The following is a 23,414-nucleotide window of genomic DNA, read 5'->3' as shown; positions in this document are numbered from 1 at the left end:
GAGGAGTTGAGTTTTGGACATGCAGAACAAGATCGCGACCCTAGATGCCCTGTGCGCCCGCGCGCGGATCCTGCCGGTGATCGTGATCAACGATCCCGCTGACGTGCTGCCGTTCGCCGACGCCATGGCTGCGGGGGGACTGACCGCCCTGGAAATCACCCTGAGATCGGCCCACGGGCTGGACGCGGTGCGCCTGCTGCGCCAGGAACGTCCCGAGCTGGATGTCGGTGTGGGCACCGTGCTGGACGTGCGGATGTTCGACGCCGCGGTCGAGGCCGGCGCCCAGTTCATCGTCACCCCGGGCACCACCGAGGAGATCCTCCAGGCCGGGGTATCGGCGCCCATCCCGCTGCTGCCCGGCATCGCCACGCCCTCGGAGATCATGCAGGCTTACCGCCTGGGTTATCGCCGCTTCAAGCTGTTTCCTGCCAACGTCTATGGCGGCGTGGATGCGCTCAAGGCCTTTGCCGGTCCCTTCGCCGAACTCAAGTTCTGCCCCACCGGCGGCGTCAACCCGGGCAACGTGAAGAACTACTTCCAGCAGCCCAACCTGCTGTGCGTCGGCGGCAGCTGGATGCTGCCCGGCGACGTGGTGAAGGCCAAGGACTGGAACCGCGTCGAGCAGCTGTGCCGCGACGCCCTGGCCACACTGGACTGACACTGCGGCCATCCGTCACCCGCCAGGCTAGTGCGGTGTCTCTGAAGTTCGCGCAAGAATTGGCGAGTGATTTTTTGGCTATGGCTAGGCGCCGGTACGAGTCATAGCAGGGCTATGGCGAGGAGTGGCAACGCCGCCATAGCCGAAAAAGCGCCGCCAAAATTGTGCAGTCAACTGCTGAGACACCACACTCGCTAGGCTGGCGCGAGCAGGGGCGCTATCATGCGCCCCTGTCTTTTTCCTGGCGCCCGTTCCGTGGCGCCTTTGTCGTCCACTACACCGGGAGGTGCCTGATGACCCTCGACAAGAATCCCCCAAACGAAATCCTCGAAGAAAGCGCACCCGCGCCGGCTGGCGAAAAGCTGCAGAAGGTGCTGTCGCGCCTGGGCGTCGGCTCGCGCCGCGACGTCGAGGCCTGGATCGGCGAAGGCCGCATCAAGGTCAACGGCGTGGTCGCGCCCCTGGGCCTGCGCGTCATGCCCAAGGACGCCATCGCGGTGGACGGTCGCCTGCTCAAGCGCGACCAGGCCGAGGAAGTGGTACGCCGCGTGCTGATCTATAACAAGCCCGAAGGCGAGATCTGCACCCGTGACGATCCCGAAGGCCGACCCACCGTCTTCGACCGCCTGCCCAAGCCCAAGCAGGGCCGCTGGATCAATGTCGGTCGCCTGGATATCAATACCACCGGCCTGCTGCTGTTCACCACCGATGGCGAACTGGCCAACCGGCTGATGCACCCGTCCTACCAGATGGACCGCGAGTACGCGGTACGGGTACGGGGCGAGGTGACCGAAGAGATGCTGCTGCGCCTGAAGAACGGGGTGATCCTCGAAGACGGCCCGGCGCGCTTCACCGACGTCCAGCAGGCGCCGGAGGGCGACGGCTTCAACCACTGGTTCCATTGCGTGGTGATGGAAGGTCGCAACCGCGAAGTCCGCAGGCTGTGGGAATCCCAGGGCCTGGTGGTGAGCCGGTTGAAGCGCGTACGTTTCGGTCCGGTGTTCATGACCAGCGATCTACCGGTCGGGCGCTGGCGCGAGATGACCCAGGGGGAGATCGACATCCTCGCGGGCGAAGTCGGCCTGCCGCCGGTGGCGCTGCCGTCCATGGGCGGCAAGACCAAGGAAAAGCTCGAGCGTCAGCAGCGCAAGACCGCGCGGCCGATCGATGCCGGTCGGGGTTCGCGCAACAAGCTCAACAAGACGGGCAAGACCGGCAAGCCCCAGGGGTCGGCCGTGGCCGAGCGTCCCAGCGAAATGGGCCGCAAGCCGGTCAGCAAGGGCCGTACCTCGCCGGGCATCGCCCCGCGTCGTGGTCCCAGTGGCGGCGGTACCGGCAAGGGCGGTCGCCGCTAAGCAGAGAGGTCGCCTGGTCCCAGGCGACCTCTAGGCCAGGCTGCAGAATCGATTGCGGCCTTCGGCCTTGGCCTGATAGAGGGCGCGATCCGCGCGCAGCAGCAGGCAGCGCGGAGACTCGACGTCGCGCAGGGTCGCCAGGCCCAGGCTCAGGGTGACCGGTAACGGGATGGCACCGGCGGTCTCCGACTGGGCTTCCACCGCCGCTCTCAGGCGTTCCGCCACGATATGCGCCGCTTCATGGCCAGTGGCCGACAGCAGTACACAGAATTCCTCGCCGCCAAAGCGAAAGACCATGTCCATGCTTCTCAGGCTGTTGCCGAGGGTGCGGGCGGTCTGGCGCAGCACGTCGTCACCGACGCTGTGGCCGAATCTGTCGTTGATGCGCTTGAAGTGATCCAGGTCCAGCATCAGCAGCGACAGCGGCTGCTGGGTGCGGCGGGCGAGTTCCAGTTCCCGCACCAGGGCACGATCCAGGGCGCTGCGATTGCCGACACCGGTCAGGGCATCGCGCAGGGCGTTGTTCTGGGCCTCGCGGTAGAGCAGGGCGTTGCGCAGGGGAAACAGCAGGCTGCCGAGCAGGTATTCCAGCGCCCCGAGTTCGCTGTCCTGGAAGCGCTCCTGACGGTAGAAGGTCAGATCGCCCAGACGCAGGTCCCCCTGGCTCAGGTGATAGTGCACCTGATGACCCTGTTCTTCGCCCAGGCCGATGGCCACGTCTTCCGCGGCATGTCGGTAGGTGAGGCCGGGCAGGTCCACCAGGGTATCCACCTCCTGCCGGAAGAGTTGCAGGACCCGTTCGAGCTCCAGCGAGGTCTGCAGGACGCTGAGCAGCCGCTGACGCAGTGCGCCCAGCACCGCCGGATCGCTGTCGCGGGCGGGGGCGGCCAGGTTGGCGTTGCGCTGCTGGCGAGCGCGATCGAGATTGATGGTGTTGGACGAGGGCGGGACCATGCCTGTTCTCCTTGGCGGATAGTCCCTCTACAGCGAGAAGCGTGCCAGTCTTTCAGCGCCATTAAAATCAATGACTTAGGCGTATGGTGGCGATTGGCCGTCTGTAAGTTGACGCCTGAAGGCCAGGCGAGTCGCTTTCGCGACCCGCTCGTGACGACTTTCCGACGCGGGGCCTACACCTTGAGCACCAGCTTGCCGAAGTTCTCGCCGGAGAACAGCTTCATCAGGGTCTCGGGGAAGGTATCCAGACCTTCCACCACATGCTCGCGGGATTTGAGCTGGCCGTCGGCCAGCCAGATCGCCAACTGCTTCTGCGCCTCGGCATAGCGAGCCGCGTGGTCGAGCACGATGAACCCTTCCATGCGCGCGCGATTGCTAAGCAGCGCCAGATAGTTCTGCGGGCCCTGCACCTTGTCGCTGTTGTACTGACTGATGGCGCCGCAGAGCACCACCCGTGCGCGGAAATTGATCTGCGCCAGCACCGCGTCGAGGGTCGGACCGCCGACGTTGTCGAAATAGACGTCGATACCGTTGGGGCACTCGCGCTGCAGGGCGGCCGCGAGGTCCGGTTCGGCCTTGTAGTCGATGGCGGCGTCGAAGCCGAGCTCCTCGATCAGATAGCGGCATTTCTCCGCGCCACCGGCGATGCCCACCACATGGCAGGCCTTGAGCTTGCCGATCTGGCCGACCATGCTGCCCACCGCGCCGGCGGCGCCGGAGACCACGATGGTCTGGCCGGCCTTGGGCTCGCCGACCTCCAGCAGGCCGAAGTAGGCGGTCAGGCCGGTCATGCCAAGCACGGAAAGGTACTGGGGCAGGCTGGCCTTGCTGGGGTCCACCTTGTAGAAGCCCTGGGGCTCGCCCAGGTAATAGTCCTGGATGCCGAGCATGCCATTGACGGTATCGCCCACCTTGAAGTCCGGGTGGGTGGACGCCACCACCTCGCCGACGCCCAGGGCGCGAATGACCTCGCCGATGCCGATGGGCTTGATATAGGACTTGCCCTCGTTCATCCAGCCGCGCATGGCCGGGTCGAGGGAAAGGTACAGATTCTTGATCAGCACCTGACCGGCGCCGGGTTCGCCGATCGGCTGCTCGACGCGCTCGAAGGTGTCGGCGGTGGGTTCGCCGGAGGGGCGCTTGGCGAGCAGGAATTGGCGATTGGTACGGGACATGGTGTTCTCCTGACGGGAAGGATCCACTTCCGACCCGTCAGGAGGGGCGCGGGTTCTAACGGCGGCGTGCGGTCAGTAGCAAACTGGCCAAAAGACCGGCGACCAGGCCCCAGAAGGCCGAGCCGATGCCGGCCAGCGTCAGGCCCGAGGCGGTGACCAGAAAGGTGATGAGTGCCGGTTCGCGCTGGCCGGGGTCGGCGAGGGCGCCGTGCAGGCCGTTCATGATGGAGCCGAGCAGCGCCAGGGCGGCTACCGAGATCACCAGTTCGCCGGGCAGCGAGGCGAACAGCGCTGCCAGGGTGGCGCCGAACAGCCCGGCGATGCCATAGAAGAGTCCGCACCAGACCGCCGCGGTATAGCGCTTGCTGGCGTCCTCATGGGCCTGGGGACCGGTGCAGATCGCCGCGCTGATGGCCGCCAGGTTGATGCCATGGGAGCCGAAGGGTGCCAGCAGCAGCGAGGCGAGGCCGGTGGTGGCGATCAGCGGCGAGGCCGGGACCGCGTAGCCATCGGTGCGCAGCACGGCGATACCGGGCATGTTCTGCGAAGCCATGGCCACCACGAACAGCGGGATGGCGATGCCGATGGTGGCGGCCAGGGAAAAGGTCGGGGTGGTCCATACCGGCACCGCCAGCTCCAGGCGCAGGCCGTGGAAGTCCGGCAGGCCCAGCCCGGCGGCCAGCAGCAGGCCAGCCACCAGGGCGACCAGCACGCAATAGCGCGGCCACAACCGCTTGGCCACCAGGTAGGCCAGGGCCATGCCCAGCACCAGCGCGGTCTGGTGCTGGGCCGCGGTGCAGATCTCGATGCCGATGCGAAAGAGGATGCCGGCCAGCAGGGCGGCGGCCAGCGCCGGCGGGACCCGGCGCAGCAGGCGGTCGACGCTGCCGGTGAGGCCGCAGAGGGCGAGCAGCACGGCGCACAGCACAAAGGCGCCGATGGCATCGCTGTAGGGCACCGATGGCAGGCTGGTGACCAGCAGCGCGGCGCCCGGGGTCGACCAGGCGATGACGATGGGGGTGCGGTACTTCAGCGACAGGCCGATGGTGGTCAGCGCCATGCCGATGGACAGTGCCCAGATCCAGGAGGAGATCTGTCCGCTGCTCAGGCCGGCATTCTGGCCGGCCTGGAACATCAGCACCAGGGAACTGGTGTAGCCCACCAGCATGGCGACGAAGCCGGCGACCACGGCGGCGGGCGAGGTATCGGCCAGCGGGGAAAGGCGTTGCGGAGCCGCGTGCATCGAAAAACCTCAGTGATGGCCGGACAGGATGGGATAGAGGGACAGCACCAGCAGCAGGGCCATGCTCCAGTTGAACAGCCGCAGCCGTGCAGGGCTGCTGAGCAGACGGCGCAGGCCCATGCCGAACAGCGTCCAGAGGCTGACGCTGGGCAGGTTGATCAGGGCGAAGAGCAGGGCGACCAGCAGCAGGTTGGCGGTGAAGTTCTCGGCGGGAATATAGGCGGTGACCGCGCCGATGGCCATCACCCAGGCCTTGGGGTTCACCCACTGGAAGGCCGCAGCCTGGAAGAAGCCGAAGGGTTTGCCGCTGCCAGACTCCCGCGGTGTGGGGGCAGAAGCGGTGGCCAGCTTCCAGGCCAGATACAGCAGGTAGGCGCCGCCAATGACCCGCAAGGCGATCTGCAGCGGCGGATAGAGCACGAACAGCTGACCCAGGCCGAGGCCGGTGCAGATGACCAGCAGCATGTGGCCCAGGCTGATGCCGAGCATGTGCGGCAGGGTCCGCCGAAAGCCGAAATTCACTCCCGACGCCAGCAGCATCATGTTGTTGGGGCCGGGCGTGGCGGAGGAGACGAAGGCGAAGAGCATGAAGGCGGAGAGCAGTTCGACGGTCATGAGGGGCATCCCTGGGCTTTGCGCCAGCTTAGCCAGGCCGCTCGGGCCGGTATCCGTACACCGAGGCCGCGAACCAGCGGTACAGTTTCTAGGAGTCGACCGAAGGGCTCGAACTGTCCTGGCTTTCGGTTTCGCTCTCCTGGCGACCGGCCAGGGCCTGATTGAACGCCAGCCAGCCCTCGGCCGCGTCCGCTCCCGCCGAAGCCAGCGCCGCCTGCACCAGGCGCATCTGCTCGCGTCTCAGGGTCTGCTCCAGGGCGGCGCCACCCCGGGTCAGGGATAGCCGTCGCTTGCGCTTGTCTGCGGCATCCGTCTCCATGGCCACCAGCTGCATCTCCAGCAACTGCCGCAGCGGAATGTTCAACGCCTGCTTGCTGACGTTGAGCACCTCCAGCAGCGCTTTGTTGCTCAGGCCCGGCTCGCGCGCGATGAAGAACAGGATGCGCTGGTGGACCCGGCTCAGGCCGCGCCGCGCCAGCATGTCGTCGGCCTTGGCGGTGAACGCCTGGTAACCGAAGAAGAAGGTTTCCATGACCAGGCGCTGCTGGGAGGTCTGATTTAGGTCAAGCATATTGACTTGTCTTTCCGGAGTGGATTAGGGTCGGTCAAGTAGTTTGACTCATTACCAGGCCACGGGCCACAGGAGGGCAGATGGCATTTTCCGAACGGGTGACCCGACTCAAGAGCAGCCTGATCCGCGACATCCTGGCAGCGGCGCAGCGCCCGGAGGTGATGTCCTTCGCCGGAGGACTGCCGGCCGAGCGCTGCCTGCCAGCGGTGGACTGGAGCACGATGCCGGCCGGCCTGGGTCAGTACGGCATGAGCGAGGGCGAGCCGGCGCTGCGCGAGGCCATCGCCGCCCAGGCCCGCGCCTATGGCCTGGACTGCACGGCGGACCAGGTGCTGGTGACCACGGGTTCGCAGCAGGCCCTGGATCTGATCGCCAAGCTCTATCTCGACGTCGGCACCCCGGTGCTGGTGGAGGGCCCGACCTACCTGGCGGCGCTGCAGAGCTTCCAGTTCTTTGGCGCCGAGTGCCTGGAGGTCAGCCTGACGCCGGAGGGGCTGGACCTGGAGGCCTTGCGCCTGCGCCTGGAAGAGCGACGCCCGGCCTTCGCCTATCTGATCCCGACCTTCCAAAATCCTTCCGGGGTGCGCTATTCCGCAGCCAACCGTGCGGCGGTGGCAGCCCTGCTGGACGAGTATGGCGTGACCCTGGTCGAGGACGAGCCCTATCGCGAACTCAGCTACGACGGCGCGCCGGCGCGACCGCTGTGCGGCCAACTCCGGCGCAGCGCCTGGATTCACACCGGCAGCCTGTCCAAGACGCTGCTGCCCGGCCTGCGCGTGGGCTACCTAATCGCCTCGCCTGAATTGCTCAAGCCCCTGCGGGCGCTCAAGCAGGCGGCCGATCTGCACACCTGCCGCATGAGCCAGTGGCAGGTGCTGCAATGGCTGGGTAGTGAGCGTTATGCCCGGCACCTGGAGGAGGTAAGGACCTTCTACCGTGAGCGTCGCGATGGCTTCGAGCGGGCGCTGACGCGACATTTCAGCGACATCGCCGACTGGCAGATTCCCCAGGGTGGACTGTTCTTCTGGTTACGGCTGAAAACGCCCCTGGATACCCGTACGCTGCTGGACGCTGCCCTGGCGCAGGACGTCGCCTTCATGCCGGGCGAGCCATTCTTCGCCGAACCGGATCGTCACCGCGGTCTGCTGCGGCTCAATTTCAGCCATGTGCTGCCCGAACGGCTGGACACGGGCCTTGCGCGCCTGGCCAGCGTGATCCGGGAAGCCACCCCCCATGACAAGGAGCTGTGAGATGTATCAGGTCTATGGCGATCGTCGTTCCGGCAACTGCTACAAGGTGGTGCTTATGCTGCACCTGCTCGGCCTGGAGTATCGTTGGCACGAGGTCGATATCCTCGCCGGCGAGACGCAGAGCGAAGCCTTCCTGGCGAAGAATCCCAACGGCAAGATTCCGGTGCTGGAGCTGGAAGACGGCACCTGCCTGTGGGAATCCAATGCCATCCTCAATTTCCTCGCCGACGGCACGCGCTTCCTGCCCAGCGAGCCGCGGCTGCGGACCCAGGTGCTGCAGTGGCAATTCTTCGAGCAGTACAGTCACGAACCCTATGTGGCGGTGGCGCGTTTCATCCAACTCTACCAGGGGCTGCCGGCGGAGCGCCGGGAGGAGTACGAGGTCTGCCTGGTGCGCGGCTACAAGGCCTTGCGGGTGATGGAGCAGCAGTTGCAGCGCACGTCCTTCCTGGTCGGCGAGGACTACTCGATCGCCGATATCGCGCTCTATGCCTACACCCACGTCGCCCACGAGGGCGGCTTTAGCCTGGACGACTATCCGGCCATCCAGGCCTGGCTGGCGCGGGTAGCGGCGCAGCCGGGACATATCGCCATCGGCTGAAACGCGAGCGGGGAGCCAAGGCTCCCCGCGGGACGCCCGGGCGTGATCAGCGAGCGCTGACCACGAATTGCCAGTACTGGTTGAGGCGGCGCTCGCCACCGTTGGCGGTCAGCAGCACGGAGGACGGCGGCTTGGACTGCAGCTCCGGCAGGGATTTCATCAGCGTCAGCCAGTTGCTGTAGTAGGTCTGCAGGCAGCGGCGGGCGGTGCCGTTGTTCTGCAGGGAGGTGAGGGCCTTCTGGTAGGCCGGCTCGATCTGCGACAGTGCCTGGACGACACAGCTGTCGGTATCGGAGAAGCGGGCCGTATCGCCGATGCGGGTTCCGGCGATCACCGCCTTGTTCGCGCAGCTCTTGAAGGCAACCATGCTGGCCTGCTCGAACTGCAGGGCATCCTGGTCCATGGCGAAAACGGGGGCGTTGCAGACAGCGGCTGCAACGAGGGCTAAGGCGTAAGCGTGGCGTTTCATGGTGGCGTCCCTGGCTACGTCATACAACGTGATGGCATCAATGCACAGCGGCAGACTGCGCCGCCGGACAAATGTTCAGCGCAAAAGGCGGCAAAGCGCCATCAGGTGAATTCCACCAGACCGACGGTAGTGAGACCTATGAACAGGGCGGTCAGGGCGACCATGGCGAACGCCAGGAGATAATCTTCCATCAGGGCTTTCCCTACTACGATGACGGCAGTAGGACCGATGGCAATTGGCCAGGTTCGTGCGGAAGCGCAGCGCGCGCAAGCGGGCCGACGAAAGGTCATCGGGCCGAGGGGAGGGCGACGACGCCCGATGGGCGCCGTCGCCTAGACATCACTCTTCCAGACGGTTCTTGTCGAGTTGCTTGGCCAGGCCGGCGCCCAGATCGGCACCCGTTACCGGTGCAGCATTCGGATCCGACATGGTGCGGGTCGCGAGCTGTTCGACCGCCTTGGCCTGCATCGGCGGCAGCTTGACGCTGGCCAGGCCGTCGCCGCCGTCCACGGCGGGGCTGGGCTGCTCCACGAACTCCCAGTCCTGACCCTGGTTCCAGGGACCGCGCATATCGCCTTCGCCTTGCGACATGTTGTAGTAGACGCTGGCGAATTCCGGCCGCGGTGGCATCTTGCCCTGGGGGAAGTTGGGCTGGATGGAGTGCAGCGCGTTCTCGAAAGACTTCTGGTGCGCGATCTCGCGGGTCATCAGAAAGCTCAGGGTGTCCTTGATGCCGGCATCGTCGGTGACGTTGATCAGGCGCTCGTAGACGATCTTGGCCCGGGCCTCAGCGGCGATATTGGATCGCAGGTCGATGGTCGGCTCGCCGACGGTGTCGATGTAGGCCGCGGTCCAGGGCACCCCGCCCGAGTTGATCAGTTGCGGGCCGCCACCGTAGAGGATCTGGGTGAGGTGGGAATCATTGCCGGCACCGGTCAGGGAGCGGTACATGTCCGCTTCTTCCTGGGTCTTTTCCGCCAGGTCGCCCTTGGCGCCCTTGTTCAGCATGGCGATCATCGAGCCGATGATTTCCAGGTGGCTGAGTTCTTCGGTGGCGATGTCGAACAGCATGTCCTTGCGGCCCGGGTCGAGCTCGGCTATTGCCTGGGTGAAGTAGCGCATGGCGGCGGCGAGTTCGCCTTGGGGACCGCCGAATTGCTCCAGCATCAGGTTGGCGAGACCGGGATTGGGTTCGGACACGCGCACGGTGTATTGCAGTCGCTTGTTATGGACGAACATGTAACCTCCAGGGGCTAGTCACGGTATAACTCGGGCGTTTCAGCGCTTCGCGGTCAGATCGGGGTCGGCGGAGCGTTCCAGGAAGGCGCGGGTGGTGGCGGGCAGGTCTTCCAGCAGCCAGGCCGCCATGGCCTTCTCCTGTTCGAGGATGCGTTCGCAGGCCTGCTGCGTTTCGCTGTCGCCGATCTCGGCAGCCGCCGCGATCAGCGTGGTGTAGGTGGCGATTTCGATGTTCTCGAAGACATAGCCGGCGATGGCCCCCTTGATGACCTCATCGCTCATAGGAGCGCCGCCGATGGCCTGGCCCAGCGCCATCAACTTGCCGCCCATGTCCTTGAGGGTCGAGGGGCTGCTGCCGTGACGGCTCAGGCAGCCTTCGATCACCTGCCGCTGTTCCTGGGTCTCGCGGATGTGCTGCTCGATACGCTGGCGCAACTGCGGATAGTGCTCCAGGCGCGCGGCCTGGGCGGAGAGCATCTTCTCGGCCTGTTCCTCCATGGCATGGGCATCGCGCAGCCAATCGATGAGGTTGTCTTGCTTGGAAGCGGTCATGGAAAACTCCTGCTCGTGGAGAGTGGCGACAACGGGCTGCAGCGCCCCGCCAGATTGCGTTCTGTCTGCTTATTAGTGGCCCTGGCCTAGCCAGAGATTCGGCTCATGGTGGCCTTTCGGATCGATGGGGAAGCCCTGGGCTTTTTGTTTTACAAGCCCAGCGGCAGGGGATTGTCTGGAACGCCGAGTTGTTGGACAGGCGCCTGTCGGCTGTACAACTCTTGTATTAGCCAAATAGCGTCTTTAGTCATATCTTTGCCGTTCACCCCCTCGAGCAAACCGTTCATTCCGTACTTGCCGAAGCCAGGGACATCTGTGTCAGGATCCGGCGAATGCATGGGAAGGAGTCAGCATGAAAGGGGCTGAGGAACAGCTGCCAGGCGTAGGCCCGGTCAGGCCGCCGGAGGCACGCTGGCCGGATCCGAACGTGCCGGGGCTGGAGCCGGACGAGATCATCGCGCAACTGCGGGCGTCGGCTGCGGGCGCTGACTGGGCCTGGTACCAGCGCCGTGGCCACTGGTCTTGCATGGCCACCGGAAATGACGCCGGTGGCTGGCCGGAATTGCTCGACGACGAGGAACTGGCGCTACTGTCCGCCCAGACCTCGCTCCGCTGCTTTCCCACCGGCAGTGGCCCGACCCCGCTGGGCTGGTTGCTCGCCCGTCCCGATGGCCATACCGATTTCGCTGCCCTGGCCCTGAGATTCGGCTTCGTACTGCAGCGCCTGCAGTTGCAGCGGGCCCAGGCCATCCAGCAGGTGCTCTACGACATCACTTACCTGGCCAGTTCGACCCTGGATCGCCAGCTGTTCATGCAGCGCACCCATGAGTTGCTGGTGACCCTGATCGATGCGGAGAATCTCTGCCTGGCACTGCTCGATCCCGACGCCGACCGGATCCACTATCCCTATTACTTCGATCAGCGCGACGAGAGCCCGCCAGCGCCGGGTTCCTTCGAGCCGCTGGACCGCGAGCAGCCGAGCCTGACCGCCTTCGTGCTCATGCACGGCGAGCCGCTGCTGCTGCCCAAGGAGGCCATGGAGGCCGCCCAGGCCAACGGACCCTATTACTGCCAGGGCAGCGTGCCCGAATTCTGGATGGGCATACCGCTCAAGGATGGCGCCGATCGCACCTTCGGTGTGCTCAGCCTTCAGGTCTACGACCGCGAGCGCCGTTACGGCCCCGAGGACCAGGCGCTGTTCCAGGTCATCGCCCGTGACGTCGCCATGGCCCTGGACCGCATCCTCCGGCGCGAGGATCTGGAAGCCACCGTGGGCCAGCGCACCCAGGAGCTGTCGGAGGTCAACGCCCGGCTGCGCGAGCAGATCGCCGAGCGCGAACGCGCCGAGCAGTTGCAGGCGGCGCTGTTCCGCATCGCCGAGCTGTCCAGCGCCAGCACCGACATGCCGGAATTGCTGGGGGGACTGCACCGTGTCGTCGGCGAGTTGCTCTATGCCCACAACTTCTACATCGCCCTCTACGACGACGCCTCGGGCGAGGTGAGCTTTCCCTATTTCGCCGATGAGCGCCGTACCGCGGCCCCTGTCGCCCGGCGCGGCAGCCGCGGCTATACCGAATACACCATCCGCCAACGGCGACCCTGCATCATCGATCGGCACAAGGCCCGCCTGCTCATCGAGCGCGGCGAGATCACCCCGGTCGAGGGCACCCCGGAAGCCTGTTCCTGGCTGGGCATCCCGCTCTATGACGGCAAGCAGGTCCGCGGCGTACTGGCGGTGCAGAGCTATCGCGAAGACGTCCGTTACAGCCAGCGCGACCAGGAGCTGCTGACCTTCGTCTCGCGCCACATCGATACCGCCTTGTCCCGGCGCAGCGCTGCGGAAGCCATCCAGCAGTCGCGCCAGGCCCTGGAGGTCAGGGTGCAGGAGCGCACCCGGGCCCTGGATGCGGCCAATGCCCGACTGCTGTACGAGAACAATCACGATGCCCTGACCCGGCTGCCCAATCGCAGCTTCTTGCAGCAGCGCCTGGGCGAACTCTGGACGGCGCTGGAGCGCGACGGCGCCGGCCTGGCGGTGATGTTTCTCGACCTGGACAGGTTCAAGCGCATCAACGACCAGTTCGGCCATCCCTTCGGCGATCTGCTGCTGGTGGCGGCGGGGGAGCGGCTGTCCGGCTGCCTGCGGGAGACCGACCTGCTGGCGCGGCTGGGAGGTGACGAATTCGCCATCCTGGTGCCCGGTGGCGGCCTCGATTCACCGGTGGCCATCGCCCAGCGCATCATCGACGCCTTCGATCGCCCGCTGGTGATCGACGACCACAGTCTGTTCGCCTCCTGCAGCATCGGCATCGTGGTGGCCGATCCCAGTCTGCATCGCCAGCCGGATGACCTGCTGCGCGATGCCGACACGGCCATGTACCGGGTTAAGCAGGGCGGCCGCGACAACTTCGCGGTGTTCAACCAGGAACTGCGCCAGGTGGTGTCCGACCAGGTGGTGCGCGAAGGCGCGCTGCGCAAGGCGCTGAAGAACGGCAACGAACTGGAGCCCTTCTTCCAGCCGATCATCGAGGTCGGCACCGGTCGCGTGGCGGCGCTGGAGGCGCTGATCCGCTGGCGACAGCCCGATGGCAGCGTGCTGGCGCCGGGGGCCTTTCTCCCCGAGCTGGAAGGCCTGCGCCTGATCGGGAGGCTGGATACCTACATGCTGACGCGCATCGCCGCCACCCTGGCCGAGCCCGCCCAGGCCCACTGGCCGGTGGTGCACGTCAACTGCTCCAGCTACAGCATCGTGCAGCCGGAATTCGCCGACGAGGTGCTGAGCATCCTCGCCGCGTACGGCGTGGCGCCGTCACGGATCTGCCTGGAATTGACCGAAGGGGCCCTGGTCGCCGAGCCCGAGCGTGCCAAGGCGGCCATGGAGGCCCTGGATCGCCACGGGGTCTCGGTGGTGCTGGACGATTTTGGCGCGGGCTTCTCGTCGCTGGGCTATGTCCACGAATACCGCTTTCGCGGCCTCAAGATCGACAAATCCTTTGTGCTGCGTCTGGGCGACAGCACGCGCAGTGTCGCCATCGTCCGCGCCATCGTGCGCATGGCCGAGTCGCTGGGCCTGGATGTGGTCGCCGAGGGCGTCGAGGACGCCCAGGCACTGCAACTGCTCAAGGACATGGGCGCCCGCCATGCCCAGGGCTATCTGTTCGCCCGGCCGCTGGACCTGCAGGCGACCCGGCAGCTGCTGGGCAGGGCCGCCGGCTAGAAGGTGACGCCGGCCACCAGGATCAGGTTGGTGTAGGGCTGGCACTCGCCGGTACGGATCTGCACCCGCGCCTGGCGACACAGCGTCTTCATCTCGTCATGGGAAACCAAGCGGCGGCTGCCCAGGGCGCCGTCGGCGTTCAGGCGCTCCAGTTCGGCCAGGGCCGGGGGCTGGACCTCGAGGGTTTCCTCGGCGAGCAGATGGCTTTCCACCTGCATCTCGCTGAGCAGCGCCTGCACCACACTGAGGAAATCCGGGACGCCCGGGGTCACGGCCAGATCGACCAGGGGCGTGCCCGGCGGCACCGGCATGCCGGCGTCACCGATGACCACCAGGTCGCCGTGGCCGAGACTGGCGACGGCCTGGGACAGGGCGATGTTGAGCAGAGCGGTCTTCTTCACCGGGCGAGCTCCTGGCGGGTGGGGATGGAGGGCTGGGCGCCCGGACGGGTGACGGCGATGGCGGCGGCCTGCTGGCCGAGGGCGATGGCCGCCGAGACGCTCAGACCCTCCGCCAGGCCGGCGGCGAAGCCGCCCAGGAAGGTGTCTCCGGCGGCCGTGGTATCCACCGCCTTGACCGGCGTGGCCGGGTGGTGCTGGCAGCCGTCGGCGGAGACCTGCAGCAGGCCCTGGCCGCCCAGGGTCAGCAGTACCTGGCGGGCGCCGGCGGCGACCAGCTGGCGCGCAGCAGCTTCGGCCTGTTCCAGCGTGTCCACCGGCAGGCCGGTCAGCAGGCTGGCCTCGCTTTCGTTGGGCACCAAGTAGTCGATATGGGCGTACCACTCGGCCGGCAGCGGTCCGGTGGCCGGCGCCGGATTGAGGATCACCGTCTTGCCCAGCGCATGGGCGCGGGCGAGGGCGGCGCCCACGGTAGCCAGCGGGACCTCCAGCTGGGCGATCACCAGCTTGGCCTGGTCCAGCACGGATTCCTGGGCCTGCAGATGGGCGGCGGACAGTTCGCCGTTGCCACCGGCGACGATGACGATGGCGTTCTGGCCCTGGTCGTCCACCAGGATGGAGGCGATGCCGGTGGGCACCTCGGCCGCCACCGAGACGCCCTGGCAGTCGATGCCCTCCTGGAGCAGGCTGCGGGTGAGGAAGTCGCCATAGGGATCGGCGCCGACGCAGCCGATCATGGCGACCCGGGCGCCCAGGCGCGCGGCCGCCACGGCCTGGTTGGCGCCCTTGCCGCCGGGTGCGGTGGCGAAGGTATGGCCGGCGAGGGTCTCGCCGCCCTTGGGCAGGCGCGGGGTGCGCACCACCAGGTCCATGTTCAGGCTGCCGATGACGACGACGTCAGGGTGCATGGGAGGTCTCCAGAGCAGAGGGCGCCGCGGTGGATTCGCGCAGCACCAGCCGGGGTACGGCGATGTCGTGGGTGGAAGGGCTGCCGACCGTCTCGCGGCGCGCCAGCAGCAGCTGGGCGGCGCGTTCGCCGAGGTCACGGATCGACTGGCCGATGGTGGTCAGGGCCGGGTAGAGATAGCGACTGAGTTCGATGTCGTCGAAGCCCACTACGGACAGCTGGCCGGGGACGCTCAGGCCCCGTTCGGCGGCGGCGCGCAGCACGCCCAGGGCGATGGTGTCGTTGCCGGCGAAGATCGCGGTGGGGCGCTCCGCCCGGGCCAGCAATTCGCGGGCTGCGGCATGACCGGCGGCGGCGGTGAAGGAGCAGCGCTGGATGGCGCCAGGGGCGATACCGGCCTCCGCCAAGGCCTGCTGGTAGCCGGTGATGCGCTCGCTGGCGACGGGAGAGTCGGCCGGGCCGCCGATGCAGGCGATGCGCCGATGACCGAGTTGCAGCAGGTGGCGGGTGGCGAGCAGGCCACCCTGGTGGTGATCGATGCGGATATGCGCGGCCTGGACGCCATCCAGCGGCCGGTCGGCCAGCACCAGCGGGATGCGCAGGCCGGCGAGGGCGCGGGCGAAGCGCGGATCGCCATCCACGGTGGCGACCACCAGGCCGTCGATCCGGCGCTCCTTCAGCACCCGCAGATAGCGCAGCTGCTTGTCGGCGTCGTCATCGGAATTGCAGAGGATGACGCTGTAGCCCTGGCGTTCGCAGTGGTCCTCGATCCCTCGCGCCAGCTCGGCGAAGTAGGGGTTGACCGCATTGGGCACCAGCACGCCGAAGGTGCCGGTGGCGCGACTGCGCAGGGAGCGCGCCACGCCGCTGGGCACGTAGCCCAGTTCGGCGATGGCCGCCTCGACCTTTTCCCGCACGCCCGGGCTGACCGGGCGGCTGTTGTTCACCACATGGGAGACGGTGGTGTAGGAGATGCCGGCGCGGGCGGCGACATCCTTGATGGTCGCCATCAGCCCTTGCTCTTGGCGCGCTGGCTGCGGTAGGTGTCGAGGATCACGGCGACCACGATGACCGCGCCGGTGATGATGCGCTTGGTCGGCTCGCTGGCGCCGATCTGGGCCAGGCCCGCGGCCAGCACCGAGATGATCAGTACGCCGAAGAAGGTGCTGATGACCGAGCCGCGACCGCCCATGAGGCTGGTCCCGCCGATCACCACGGCGGCGATCACCTGCAGCTCCAGGCCGACGCCGGCATTGGGATCGGCGGCTTCCAGGCGGGAGATCTGGAACAGCGCGGCGAGGCCCGCCAGCAGGCCCATGAGGGCGAAGACGATGACCTTGTAGGGCTTGGGATTGATCCCGGCCAGGCGCACCGCTTCCTCGTTGGTGCCGATGGCGATCAGGTAGCGCCCGAGCACCGAGCGGGTCAGCAGCAACTGGGCGACCACGATCACCAGCAGGGCGATGACGAAGGAGGGCGAGATGCCGAAGGCGAAGGGCGTCGACAGCCAGGCATAGGCATCACCGATGTAGGCGGTGCGCGAATCGGTCAACTGGTAGGCCGCGCCGCGGGCCATTTCCAGCACGCCCAGGGAGACGATGAAGGAAGGGATGCGCCAGGCCACGGTCACGCTGCCGGTGAGGGTGCCGGTCAGGGCGGCGCAGAGCATGCCCAGGGCCGCGGCGGGCAGGATGCCCCAGCCCCATTCCAGGGTGGCGACGCTGACCACGGCGGCGGCCAGGGCCACTACCGAACCCACCGAGAGGTCGATGCCGCCGATGATCAGGATGAAGGTCATCCCGGTCGCCAGCACCATCAGATCGGGGATCTGGTTGGCCAGGGTGGTGAAGGTGGCATAGGAGAGAAAGTGACTGCTCATCAGGGAGAACAGCACGATCATGGCCAGCAGGGCAGCGGCCAGGCCGACGTAGGTGCCCAGGCCCAGGCCGAAGGCGCGCCGGGAGGAGGTGACGGGAAGACTGCTCATCGAATGGCTTCCTGAGAAAGGGGTTGCGGCGGGACAGGTTCTTCCAGCAGGGCTTCGCGGGAGCGATAGCCGGCGAAGGCGGCGGCCAGCAGCCGCTCCTGATCCCAGTCATGGCGTTCGAAGGTGGCTTCCAGGCGGCCGGCGGAGATCACGCCGATGCGATCGCAGATCAGCATCAGCTCGCGCAGATCGCTGGAGACCACGACCAGGGCCTTGCCCTGGCGGGTGAGTTCGGCCAGCAGGCCATAGATCTCGAACTTGGCGCCGACGTCGATGCCGCGCGTGGGTTCGTCGAACAGCAGCACCTGGCAGTCGCGTTCGAGCCAGCGGCCGATGACCACCTTCTGCTGGTTGCCCCCGGAAAGTTCGCCCACGGGCTGGCTGCCGTCGTTGCAGCGGATGCGCATGCCCTTGATATGACGCTCGGCCAGGGCGGCTTCACGGGCGCTGCTGACCAGGCCCTGCTGGGCAACCTTGGCCATGTTGCCCAGGGCCAGGTTGGCGCTGATGGGCTGGCTGAGCAGCAGGCCTTCGCCCTTGCGGTCCTCGGTGATCAGGGCGATGCCCTGGCGTACCACCTTGGCCGGCGAGGCCAGGTCGACCGGTTTGCCGGCCAGGTGAACCGCGCCGGAGTCGGCGCGATCGGCACCGAAGATCAGCCGCAGCAATTCGGTCCGTCCGGCGCCGATCAGCCCGGAGATGCCATAGATCTCCCCGGCGCGGACGCTGAAGGAGACGTCCTGGACCTTGTCGGCGCGCGACAGGCCCTTGACCTCCAGCAGCGGCGGCCCGAACCGGCGCTCGCCCATGCCCAGGTGCTCGCCGAGATCGCGGCCGACCATGAGGCTGACGATCTGGTCGGTGGCGTACTCCGCCATGGGCGCATCGGCCACCAGGCGGCCATCGCGCAGCACCATCAGTTGCTGGGCGATGCGCTTGAGTTCTTCCAGGCGATGGGAGATGTAGACCAGGGCCACGCCCCGGGCACGCAGCCGCTCGATCTGCTCGAACAGCAGCTCCACCTCGCGCGAGGTGAGCATGGCGGTGGGTTCGTCGAGGATCAGCACCCGGCAATCGCCGATCAGGTTGCGGGCGATTTCCACCATCTGCTGGTGACCCACGCCCAGTTCGGCGATGGGGGTATCCGGATCGATGGACTCCAGGCCGACCTGGGCCATGGCCAGCCGCGCCTGTTCGCGCAGCTGGCGGCGGTCGATCCAGCCCAGCCGCCGGGGCAGGCGGTCGAGAAAGAGATTTTCCGCCACGGTTAGGGTGGGCAGCAGATTGAGCTCCTGCATGACCATCCGCACCCCCTGGGCTTCCGCCTCGCGGCGGCTGCCCGGGGCATAGGGTCGGCCGAGAAAGCTCAGCTCGCCGGTGGTGGGTTGCACCAGGCCACAGAGGATCTTGGACAGGGTGCTCTTGCCGGCGCCGTTTTCTCCAGTGAGCGCCAGCACCTGGCCGGCGCGCAATTCCAGGTCCACGCCGCCGAGTACCGGCTGTGCATAGGTCTTGCCGATGCCACGGGCGCTGAGGATGACCTCGGACGACATGGGGGCTCTCCTCGGATCAGGGCTGGGTGACGAGTTCGACCGGGGTCTCGATCACGCCGTCCTTGGCACCGGTGGGCTCGCCCTTGACCAGCTTGAGCGCGGCTTCGATCCCGAACACGGCCTGCTTGGCAGCGAACTGGTCGGCGGTAGCGAGGACGCGACCGTCCTTGAGCATCGGGTGGATGGCCTTGATGTTGTCGTAGCCGACGATCTGCACCTGGCCTTTCTTGCCGGCCGCGCGCACGGCGGAGACGGCGCCCAGCGCCATGCTGTCGTTGCCGGCCAGCAGGGCCTTCAGGTCAGGGTATTCGTTGAGCATGGCCGCGGCGACGGCGTTGCCCTTGTCGATTTCCCAGTTGCCGGATTGCACGCCGACGATCTTCATGCCGGCCGCTTCCATGGCGTCCTTAAAGCCTGCGGTGCGCTGCTGGGCGTTGGTGGTGGTGGAGACGCCCTCGATGATGCCGACCTGGTCACCCTGCTTGAGCTGCTTGGCCAGGTACTCGCCCACCAGGCGCGCGCCCTTGCGGTTGTCGGGCCCGACGAAGGGGATGTCCAGGGACTTGGACTTGAGCACCTCGGGATCCAGGCGATTGTCGATGTTGACCACCTTGATGCCGGCGTCGCTGGCCTTCTTCAGTACCGGAACCAGCGCCTTGGAGTCGGCCGGAGCGATGACCAGGGCGTCGACCTTGGACACGATCATCTGCTCGACGATACGGATCTGGCTGGAGGTGTCGGTCTCGTCCTTGATCCCGTTGGAGATCAGGTCGAAATCGGCGGAATGGTCTTTCTGGTAGGTCTTGGCGCCGTCTTCCATGGTCAGGAAGAATTCGTTGGCCAGGGACTTCATGACCAGCGCGACCTTGGGCTTTTCGGCGGCCGTGGCGTGACTGGCGGCGAGCGGCAGGATCAGCGAAGCGGAGGTGAGAGCGATAGCCGCCAGCAGGCGGGCAGGGCGAAAGGCCAGCATAGGGGAATCTCCGAATTCTTATGGTTCTTGTGGTCGCGCAAACGTTTGCGCGAAAGCGAGAATGTCCGCTTCGTTGGTAGCTGTCAACGGAAGTCACTACATGAATCGATTCAGCGCCAGGGGACGGCAGGTTGGCCCCGGCCCTGTAGCCCCCGGTATACTGTGCAATCGTGTTCAACCAGGCGCCCGGCGCCCGAGAGTCTTTGCCATGTCCTTTTCCGAATCCGCCCTGAAATCCCTCATCCGCGCCGTGCCCGATTTTCCCAAGCCGGGGGTGATCTTTCGGGACATCACGCCGCTGTTCCAGTCGCCCGAAGGCCTGCGCGCCGTCATGGCGGAGTTGCTGGAGCGCTATCGTTCGGCGTCCTTCACCCATGTCGGGGCGCTGGATGCCCGCGGATTCCTCATCGGCCCGATCCTGGCCTATGAACTGGGCAAGCCGCTGGTGCTGTTCCGCAAGCAGGGCAAGCTGCCGGCCGAGTTGCTGACCGAGGTCTACAGCACCGAATACGGCGACTCCGTGATCGAGGTGCACAAGGACAGCGTCAGCGCCGGTGATTCGGTGCTGCTGGTCGACGACCTCATCGCCACCGGCGGCACCCTGGTCGCCGCTGGCAACCTGATCCGCCGCCTGGGCGCCGAGGTCCACGAGGCCGCCGCCATCGTCGACCTGCCCGAACTGGGCGGCTCCAAGCGCCTGGAAGCCGCCGGCATCCCCACCTTCGCCCTGACGAGCTTTGCGCTGTCGGAGTATTGATGAGGTCACGCGACAGCTGACTTAGCTTTATCGCGGCCATGGGCCGCTCCTACAAAAGCATCACCCCCTGTAGGAGCGGCCGCATCGGCGGACCGCCATGGCCGCGATAGGACGTTGTAAGCCGTATCAAGGCGTGCCAGCCGGTCTTCTCGGCTCCAGTGGATACAGATCCACCTCGTCCGCCAGCTTGGGCAGCTCGTCGAGAAATGCGAGGGTATGGGGCTGGTTGAAGTGGTCGCCCTGGGCGGCGACCGAGGCCCAGCGGGCCTGGATCACCCAGAAGTCGCCATCCTCGCTGCCCTGGAACACCCGGTAGTCCAGGCAGCCTGCGTCGGTCACCGCCACGGCGGCGAGATCCAGCAGATGGGCGCCCAGCGCCTGGGAGCGTTCGGGCTGGGCCCTGAGCAGGGTGAGGCTGTGGACGTCCGGCATGGCGGGCAGGTCTCCTGGAGGTTCGAGACTTCGACCCTCCAGGGCGGCGGACGTCGCAGTCGACTCAGCGATTGATCAGGCTGAGGAATTCGGCGCGGGTGGCATCGCTGGCGCGGAACTGGCCTAGCATCACCGAGGTGACCATGGAGGAATTCTGCTTTTCCACGCCGCGCATCATCATGCACATGTGCTGCGCCTCGATGACCACCGCGACCCCGGCGGCACCGGTGACCTGTTCGATGGCCTCGGCGATCTGCCGGGTCATGTTTTCCTGGATCTGCAGCCGGCGGGCGAACATGTCGACGATACGCGCCACCTTGGACAGGCCGAGCACCTTGCCCTTGGGCATGTAGGCGACGTGGGCCTTGCCGATGAAGGGCAGCATGTGGTGCTCGCACAGGGAGTACAGCTCGATGTTCTTGACCAGCACCATCTCGCTGTTGTCGGAAGTGAAGAGCGCCTCGCCCACCACCTCTTCCAGCGTCTGGTTGTAGCCACGGCAGAGGTACTGCATGGCCTTGGCAGCGCGCTTGGGCGTGTCCACCAGCCCCTCCCGGCCGATGTCTTCGCCGAGTCCGGTCAGGATCGAGGAGTAGTGCTGTTCGAGAGACATTTGGGTTCCTGTTTGTCGATAAGGAGGTTGGCGCTCGGATGAGACGTCACCCGAGTCGCGGAGTCACTCGTCGCGACCTTCGAGCATGGTGCGCTTGAGCAAGACATAAAGCGAGCCGGTACCGCCGTGGCGGGGCAGGCAGGAGGTGAAGCCCAGTACCTGGGGGTGCTGGCGCAGCCAGGTGTTGACGTGGCTCTTGATCAGCGGGCGGCGGCCGTCCAGGCGCGCGGCCTTGCCATGGGTGATGCGTACGCAGCGGATTTCGAGGCGGGTGGCCTCGGCGAGAAAGTCCCAGAGGGTTTCCCGGGCCTTCTCCACGGTCATGCCGTGCAGGTCCAGGCTGCCCTCGAAGGGGATCTGGCCGCCCTTGAGGCGGCGCAGCTGGGTGTCCTGGACACCGTCGCGACCCCAGTAGAGTTCGTCCTCGGCGCCCACATCGATGACGAAGGCATCGCTCAGGCCATCGACCCGGGTAGCGGTCATGGTCCTGGTCGCATCGGCACGGCGCTGGGCGACCTGGCCCAGGTCGGCGCGCGGTTTGCCGGTGTCGGCGCGATCCTGCTTGAGCGGACGGATCCCGCGGGTGAAGTCGGCGAAAGAGGCATCGTCGTCGTGCATGGCGTTCTCCGGTGTAGGACGTCATTCTACCGGCGGGTCAGGCCTCGTGCAGCAATCGGCTCACCGCGGCCAGCGCGGCCCTTTGCCGCTCGGGCCAGTCGCCGGCGATTTCCAGCAGCGGCTGGCCATGGGCCTGCAGCCAGTCCCGACAATGGGCGAAGAACGCCAGCCGCTCGGTCAGCTCCGGCTGGCAGCGCTGACCGTCGTCCTGCCAGGCGACGTCGCGGGGGTCGAGCAGCAGGTGCAGATCGTAGTGGCGGGCCAGCAGCGCCGGCTCCAGCCAGGCGGGCGCAGTGCCGAACAGCAGCCGACTCCACAGCAGATTGCTCAGCAGATGGGTGTCCAGCAGCAGCAGGGGCGGCGCGGCGGCACGCGCCTGGTCTTCCCGGCGCACTTGCTCGCGGGCGATGAGCTCCACATCCGCCAGGGTGGTGTCGGTACCGTGCCGCTCGCAGTATTCGCGGACGTACTCGTCGACCCGAATACCGCCGAACCTTTCGCTCAGCACCTGCGTCAGCCAGGACTTGCCACTCGATTCGGGGCCGGTCAGTACCACCACCTTCATGGCGCGGTCGCCAGGGCGCGACGCCAGTCGAGCCAGCCATAGGCCGCCAGGCCGACGAAGACCGCATAGAGGATCGCGGTGGGGTAGAGGCCCTTGTAATAGAAGAGGCCCACGTAGATGACGTCCAGCACGAACCACAGCACCCAGCACTGCAGGCGCTTCTGCGCCATCCAGAACTGGGCGACCAGACTGAAGCCGGTGAGCGCGGCGTCCAGCCAGGGCAGGGCGGCGTCGGTATGGGTACCCATGAGATAGCCGAGGGCCAGGCTGCCCAGGGCACCAACGGCCAGACCGGCCAGCAGGGGTTTCGCCGCCAGTGAAGTGACCTCGCGGCCCTGGTGCTGCTGGCCGCCCCTGAGCCATTGCCACCACCCATAGAGTTGCAGCACCGCATAGATGCACTGCAGCAGCATGTCCGAATAGAGCTTCACGTCCAGGAAGATCCAGGCGTAGAGCACCACCATCACCAGGCCGATGGGCCAGGCCCAGATGTTCTGGCGCACCGTCAGCCAGACGGCGATCACCCCGAGAACGGCGGCCAGCAGCTCCACGGGCGACATGCCCAGCAGGGTGGTGAGCGACTCCAGAAACGACATGCTTCACATCCGGAAAGATTGAATTGGTCATTGTACGGCACCTAATGGCCGTCTATCGGTCTCTTCAACCGGTCTCGCTCTGGTAAGGTGCCGGGCGCTGACTTCAGCACGTGCTG

Annotated in this window: 25 protein-coding genes; 6 read left to right on the top strand and 19 right to left on the bottom strand. The window is 66.6% G+C overall.

The features are described from left to right. The first annotated feature begins 19 nt into the window (after window positions 1-19). Both PSK12I2_RS0118140 and rluB read left to right on the top strand, forming a co-directional pair. Window positions 20-658, top strand: a complete 639-nt coding sequence (locus PSK12I2_RS0118140; RefSeq protein WP_042134440.1) for a bifunctional 4-hydroxy-2-oxoglutarate aldolase/2-dehydro-3-deoxy-phosphogluconate aldolase — start codon at window positions 20-22, stop codon at window positions 656-658. 293 nt (window positions 659-951) lie between these two features. After that, entirely contained in the window at window positions 952-2,013 is a 1,062-nt protein-coding gene (gene rluB / locus PSK12I2_RS24110; RefSeq protein WP_042133979.1) for a 23S rRNA pseudouridine(2605) synthase RluB, read from the top strand. Between the two features lie 30 nt (window positions 2,014-2,043). Here the strand turns inward: rluB and PSK12I2_RS0118130 are convergent, their stop codons facing one another. The 5 genes from PSK12I2_RS0118130 to PSK12I2_RS0118110 form a co-directional block, all read right to left on the bottom strand. Continuing rightward, complete coding sequence (locus PSK12I2_RS0118130) at window positions 2,044-2,967, bottom strand: GGDEF domain-containing protein (RefSeq protein ID WP_027599487.1); 924 nt, start codon at window positions 2,965-2,967, stop codon at window positions 2,044-2,046. 173 nt (window positions 2,968-3,140) lie between these two features. Continuing rightward, window positions 3,141-4,142, bottom strand: coding sequence for an NADP-dependent oxidoreductase (locus PSK12I2_RS0118125; protein WP_027599486.1), 1,002 nt, complete (start codon window positions 4,140-4,142; stop codon window positions 3,141-3,143). Between the two features lie 55 nt (window positions 4,143-4,197). Next, window positions 4,198-5,385, bottom strand: coding sequence for a benzoate/H(+) symporter BenE family transporter (locus PSK12I2_RS0118120; protein ID WP_027599485.1), 1,188 nt, complete (start codon window positions 5,383-5,385; stop codon window positions 4,198-4,200). Between the two features lie 9 nt (window positions 5,386-5,394). Next, window positions 5,395-6,000, bottom strand: coding sequence for a LysE family translocator (locus PSK12I2_RS0118115; protein WP_027599484.1), 606 nt, complete (start codon window positions 5,998-6,000; stop codon window positions 5,395-5,397). Between the two features lie 88 nt (window positions 6,001-6,088). Next, window positions 6,089-6,571: a MarR family winged helix-turn-helix transcriptional regulator gene (locus PSK12I2_RS0118110; protein ID WP_027599483.1), complete on the bottom strand. Its 483-nt coding sequence runs from the start codon at window positions 6,569-6,571 to the stop codon at window positions 6,089-6,091. An 80-nt stretch (window positions 6,572-6,651) separates the two neighbouring features. On the opposite strand from PSK12I2_RS0118110, the gene PSK12I2_RS0118105 reads away from it, so the two are divergent. Next, window positions 6,652-7,821 (top strand): PLP-dependent aminotransferase family protein, encoded by a 1,170-nt coding sequence (locus tag PSK12I2_RS0118105; RefSeq protein ID WP_027599482.1) that lies wholly within the window; start codon window positions 6,652-6,654, stop codon window positions 7,819-7,821. 1 nt (window position 7,822) lies between these two features. Beyond that, window positions 7,823-8,422, top strand: a complete 600-nt coding sequence (locus PSK12I2_RS0118100; protein WP_027599481.1) for a glutathione S-transferase family protein — start codon at window positions 7,823-7,825, stop codon at window positions 8,420-8,422. 46 nt (window positions 8,423-8,468) lie between these two features. Here the strand turns inward: PSK12I2_RS0118100 and PSK12I2_RS0118095 are convergent, their stop codons facing one another. The 3 genes from PSK12I2_RS0118095 to PSK12I2_RS0118080 form a co-directional block, all read right to left on the bottom strand. Further along, complete coding sequence (locus tag PSK12I2_RS0118095) at window positions 8,469-8,825, bottom strand: hypothetical protein (protein WP_027599480.1); 357 nt, start codon at window positions 8,823-8,825, stop codon at window positions 8,469-8,471. 405 nt (window positions 8,826-9,230) lie between these two features. Further along, window positions 9,231-10,130 (bottom strand): manganese catalase family protein, encoded by a 900-nt coding sequence (locus tag PSK12I2_RS0118085; protein WP_007158448.1) that lies wholly within the window; start codon window positions 10,128-10,130, stop codon window positions 9,231-9,233. Between the two features lie 39 nt (window positions 10,131-10,169). Next, a complete protein-coding gene (locus tag PSK12I2_RS0118080) occupies window positions 10,170-10,682 on the bottom strand; it encodes a ferritin-like domain-containing protein (protein WP_007158447.1) in 513 nt (170 codons plus the stop codon). Window positions 10,683-11,034: 352 nt separating this feature from the next. On the opposite strand from PSK12I2_RS0118080, the gene PSK12I2_RS0118075 reads away from it, so the two are divergent. Further along, a complete protein-coding gene (locus tag PSK12I2_RS0118075; RefSeq protein ID WP_027599479.1) occupies window positions 11,035-13,899 on the top strand; it encodes an EAL domain-containing protein in 2,865 nt (954 codons plus the stop codon). Here PSK12I2_RS0118075 and rbsD read toward each other — a convergent pair. Genes rbsD through PSK12I2_RS0118045 form a run of 6 tightly spaced genes read right to left on the bottom strand, consistent with a single transcriptional unit; the run spans window position 13,896 to window position 19,717 of the window. Beyond that, window positions 13,896-14,300, bottom strand: a complete 405-nt coding sequence (gene rbsD, locus PSK12I2_RS0118070; protein ID WP_027599478.1) for a D-ribose pyranase — start codon at window positions 14,298-14,300, stop codon at window positions 13,896-13,898. The genes PSK12I2_RS0118075 and rbsD overlap by 4 nt on opposite strands. Then, window positions 14,297-15,205 carry a ribokinase gene (rbsK, locus tag PSK12I2_RS0118065; RefSeq protein WP_027599477.1) on the bottom strand — a complete coding sequence of 303 codons (909 nt, stop codon included), beginning with the start codon at window positions 15,203-15,205 and terminating at the stop codon, window positions 14,297-14,299. Before rbsK ends, rbsD begins: the two co-directional genes overlap by 4 nt. Then, window positions 15,195-16,214 carry a LacI family DNA-binding transcriptional regulator gene (locus PSK12I2_RS0118060; RefSeq protein WP_027599476.1) on the bottom strand — a complete coding sequence of 340 codons (1,020 nt, stop codon included), beginning with the start codon at window positions 16,212-16,214 and terminating at the stop codon, window positions 15,195-15,197. The genes rbsK and PSK12I2_RS0118060 overlap by 11 nt, the downstream gene beginning before the upstream one ends. Then, on the bottom strand, window positions 16,214-17,191 hold the full coding sequence (locus tag PSK12I2_RS0118055; RefSeq protein WP_007158442.1) for an ABC transporter permease: 978 nt from the start codon (window positions 17,189-17,191) through the stop codon (window positions 16,214-16,216). Before PSK12I2_RS0118055 ends, PSK12I2_RS0118060 begins: the two co-directional genes overlap by 1 nt. Continuing rightward, complete coding sequence (locus tag PSK12I2_RS0118050; protein ID WP_027599475.1) at window positions 17,188-18,744, bottom strand: sugar ABC transporter ATP-binding protein; 1,557 nt, start codon at window positions 18,742-18,744, stop codon at window positions 17,188-17,190. Before PSK12I2_RS0118050 ends, PSK12I2_RS0118055 begins: the two co-directional genes overlap by 4 nt. 16 nt (window positions 18,745-18,760) lie before the next feature. Beyond that, window positions 18,761-19,717 carry a sugar ABC transporter substrate-binding protein gene (locus PSK12I2_RS0118045; RefSeq protein WP_007158440.1) on the bottom strand — a complete coding sequence of 319 codons (957 nt, stop codon included), beginning with the start codon at window positions 19,715-19,717 and terminating at the stop codon, window positions 18,761-18,763. Window positions 19,718-19,925: 208 nt separating this feature from the next. Here PSK12I2_RS0118045 and PSK12I2_RS0118040 point away from each other — a divergent pair, with 208 nt between their 5' ends. Next, a complete protein-coding gene (locus PSK12I2_RS0118040) occupies window positions 19,926-20,474 on the top strand; it encodes an adenine phosphoribosyltransferase (RefSeq protein WP_027599474.1) in 549 nt (182 codons plus the stop codon). A 126-nt stretch (window positions 20,475-20,600) separates the two neighbouring features. Here PSK12I2_RS0118040 and PSK12I2_RS0118035 read toward each other — a convergent pair whose 3' ends face one another. The 5 genes from PSK12I2_RS0118035 to pnuC form a co-directional block, all read right to left on the bottom strand. After that, a complete protein-coding gene (locus PSK12I2_RS0118035; RefSeq protein ID WP_027599473.1) occupies window positions 20,601-20,906 on the bottom strand; it encodes a putative quinol monooxygenase in 306 nt (101 codons plus the stop codon). 64 nt (window positions 20,907-20,970) lie between these two features. After that, complete coding sequence (gene folE / locus PSK12I2_RS0118030; RefSeq protein ID WP_027599472.1) at window positions 20,971-21,519, bottom strand: GTP cyclohydrolase I FolE; 549 nt, start codon at window positions 21,517-21,519, stop codon at window positions 20,971-20,973. Between the two features lie 63 nt (window positions 21,520-21,582). Beyond that, window positions 21,583-22,137 carry a Smr/MutS family protein gene (locus PSK12I2_RS0118025; RefSeq protein ID WP_027599471.1) on the bottom strand — a complete coding sequence of 185 codons (555 nt, stop codon included), beginning with the start codon at window positions 22,135-22,137 and terminating at the stop codon, window positions 21,583-21,585. A 37-nt stretch (window positions 22,138-22,174) separates the two neighbouring features. Beyond that, window positions 22,175-22,702 carry an AAA family ATPase gene (locus PSK12I2_RS0118020; protein ID WP_027599470.1) on the bottom strand — a complete coding sequence of 176 codons (528 nt, stop codon included), beginning with the start codon at window positions 22,700-22,702 and terminating at the stop codon, window positions 22,175-22,177. Beyond that, a complete protein-coding gene (gene pnuC, locus PSK12I2_RS0118015; protein WP_027599469.1) occupies window positions 22,699-23,262 on the bottom strand; it encodes a nicotinamide riboside transporter PnuC in 564 nt (187 codons plus the stop codon). Before pnuC ends, PSK12I2_RS0118020 begins: the two co-directional genes overlap by 4 nt. Window positions 23,263-23,414 lie beyond the last annotated feature (152 nt).

Origin of the sequence: Pseudomonas sp. MOIL14HWK12:I2 (assembly GCF_000510745.1) — a bacterium.
GTDB classification, from domain to species: domain Bacteria; phylum Pseudomonadota; class Gammaproteobacteria; order Pseudomonadales; family Pseudomonadaceae; genus Chryseomonas; species Chryseomonas oryzihabitans.
The sequence above is the reverse complement of the archived record's forward strand: the minus strand, read 5'-3'. Positions and strand labels throughout refer to the sequence as shown.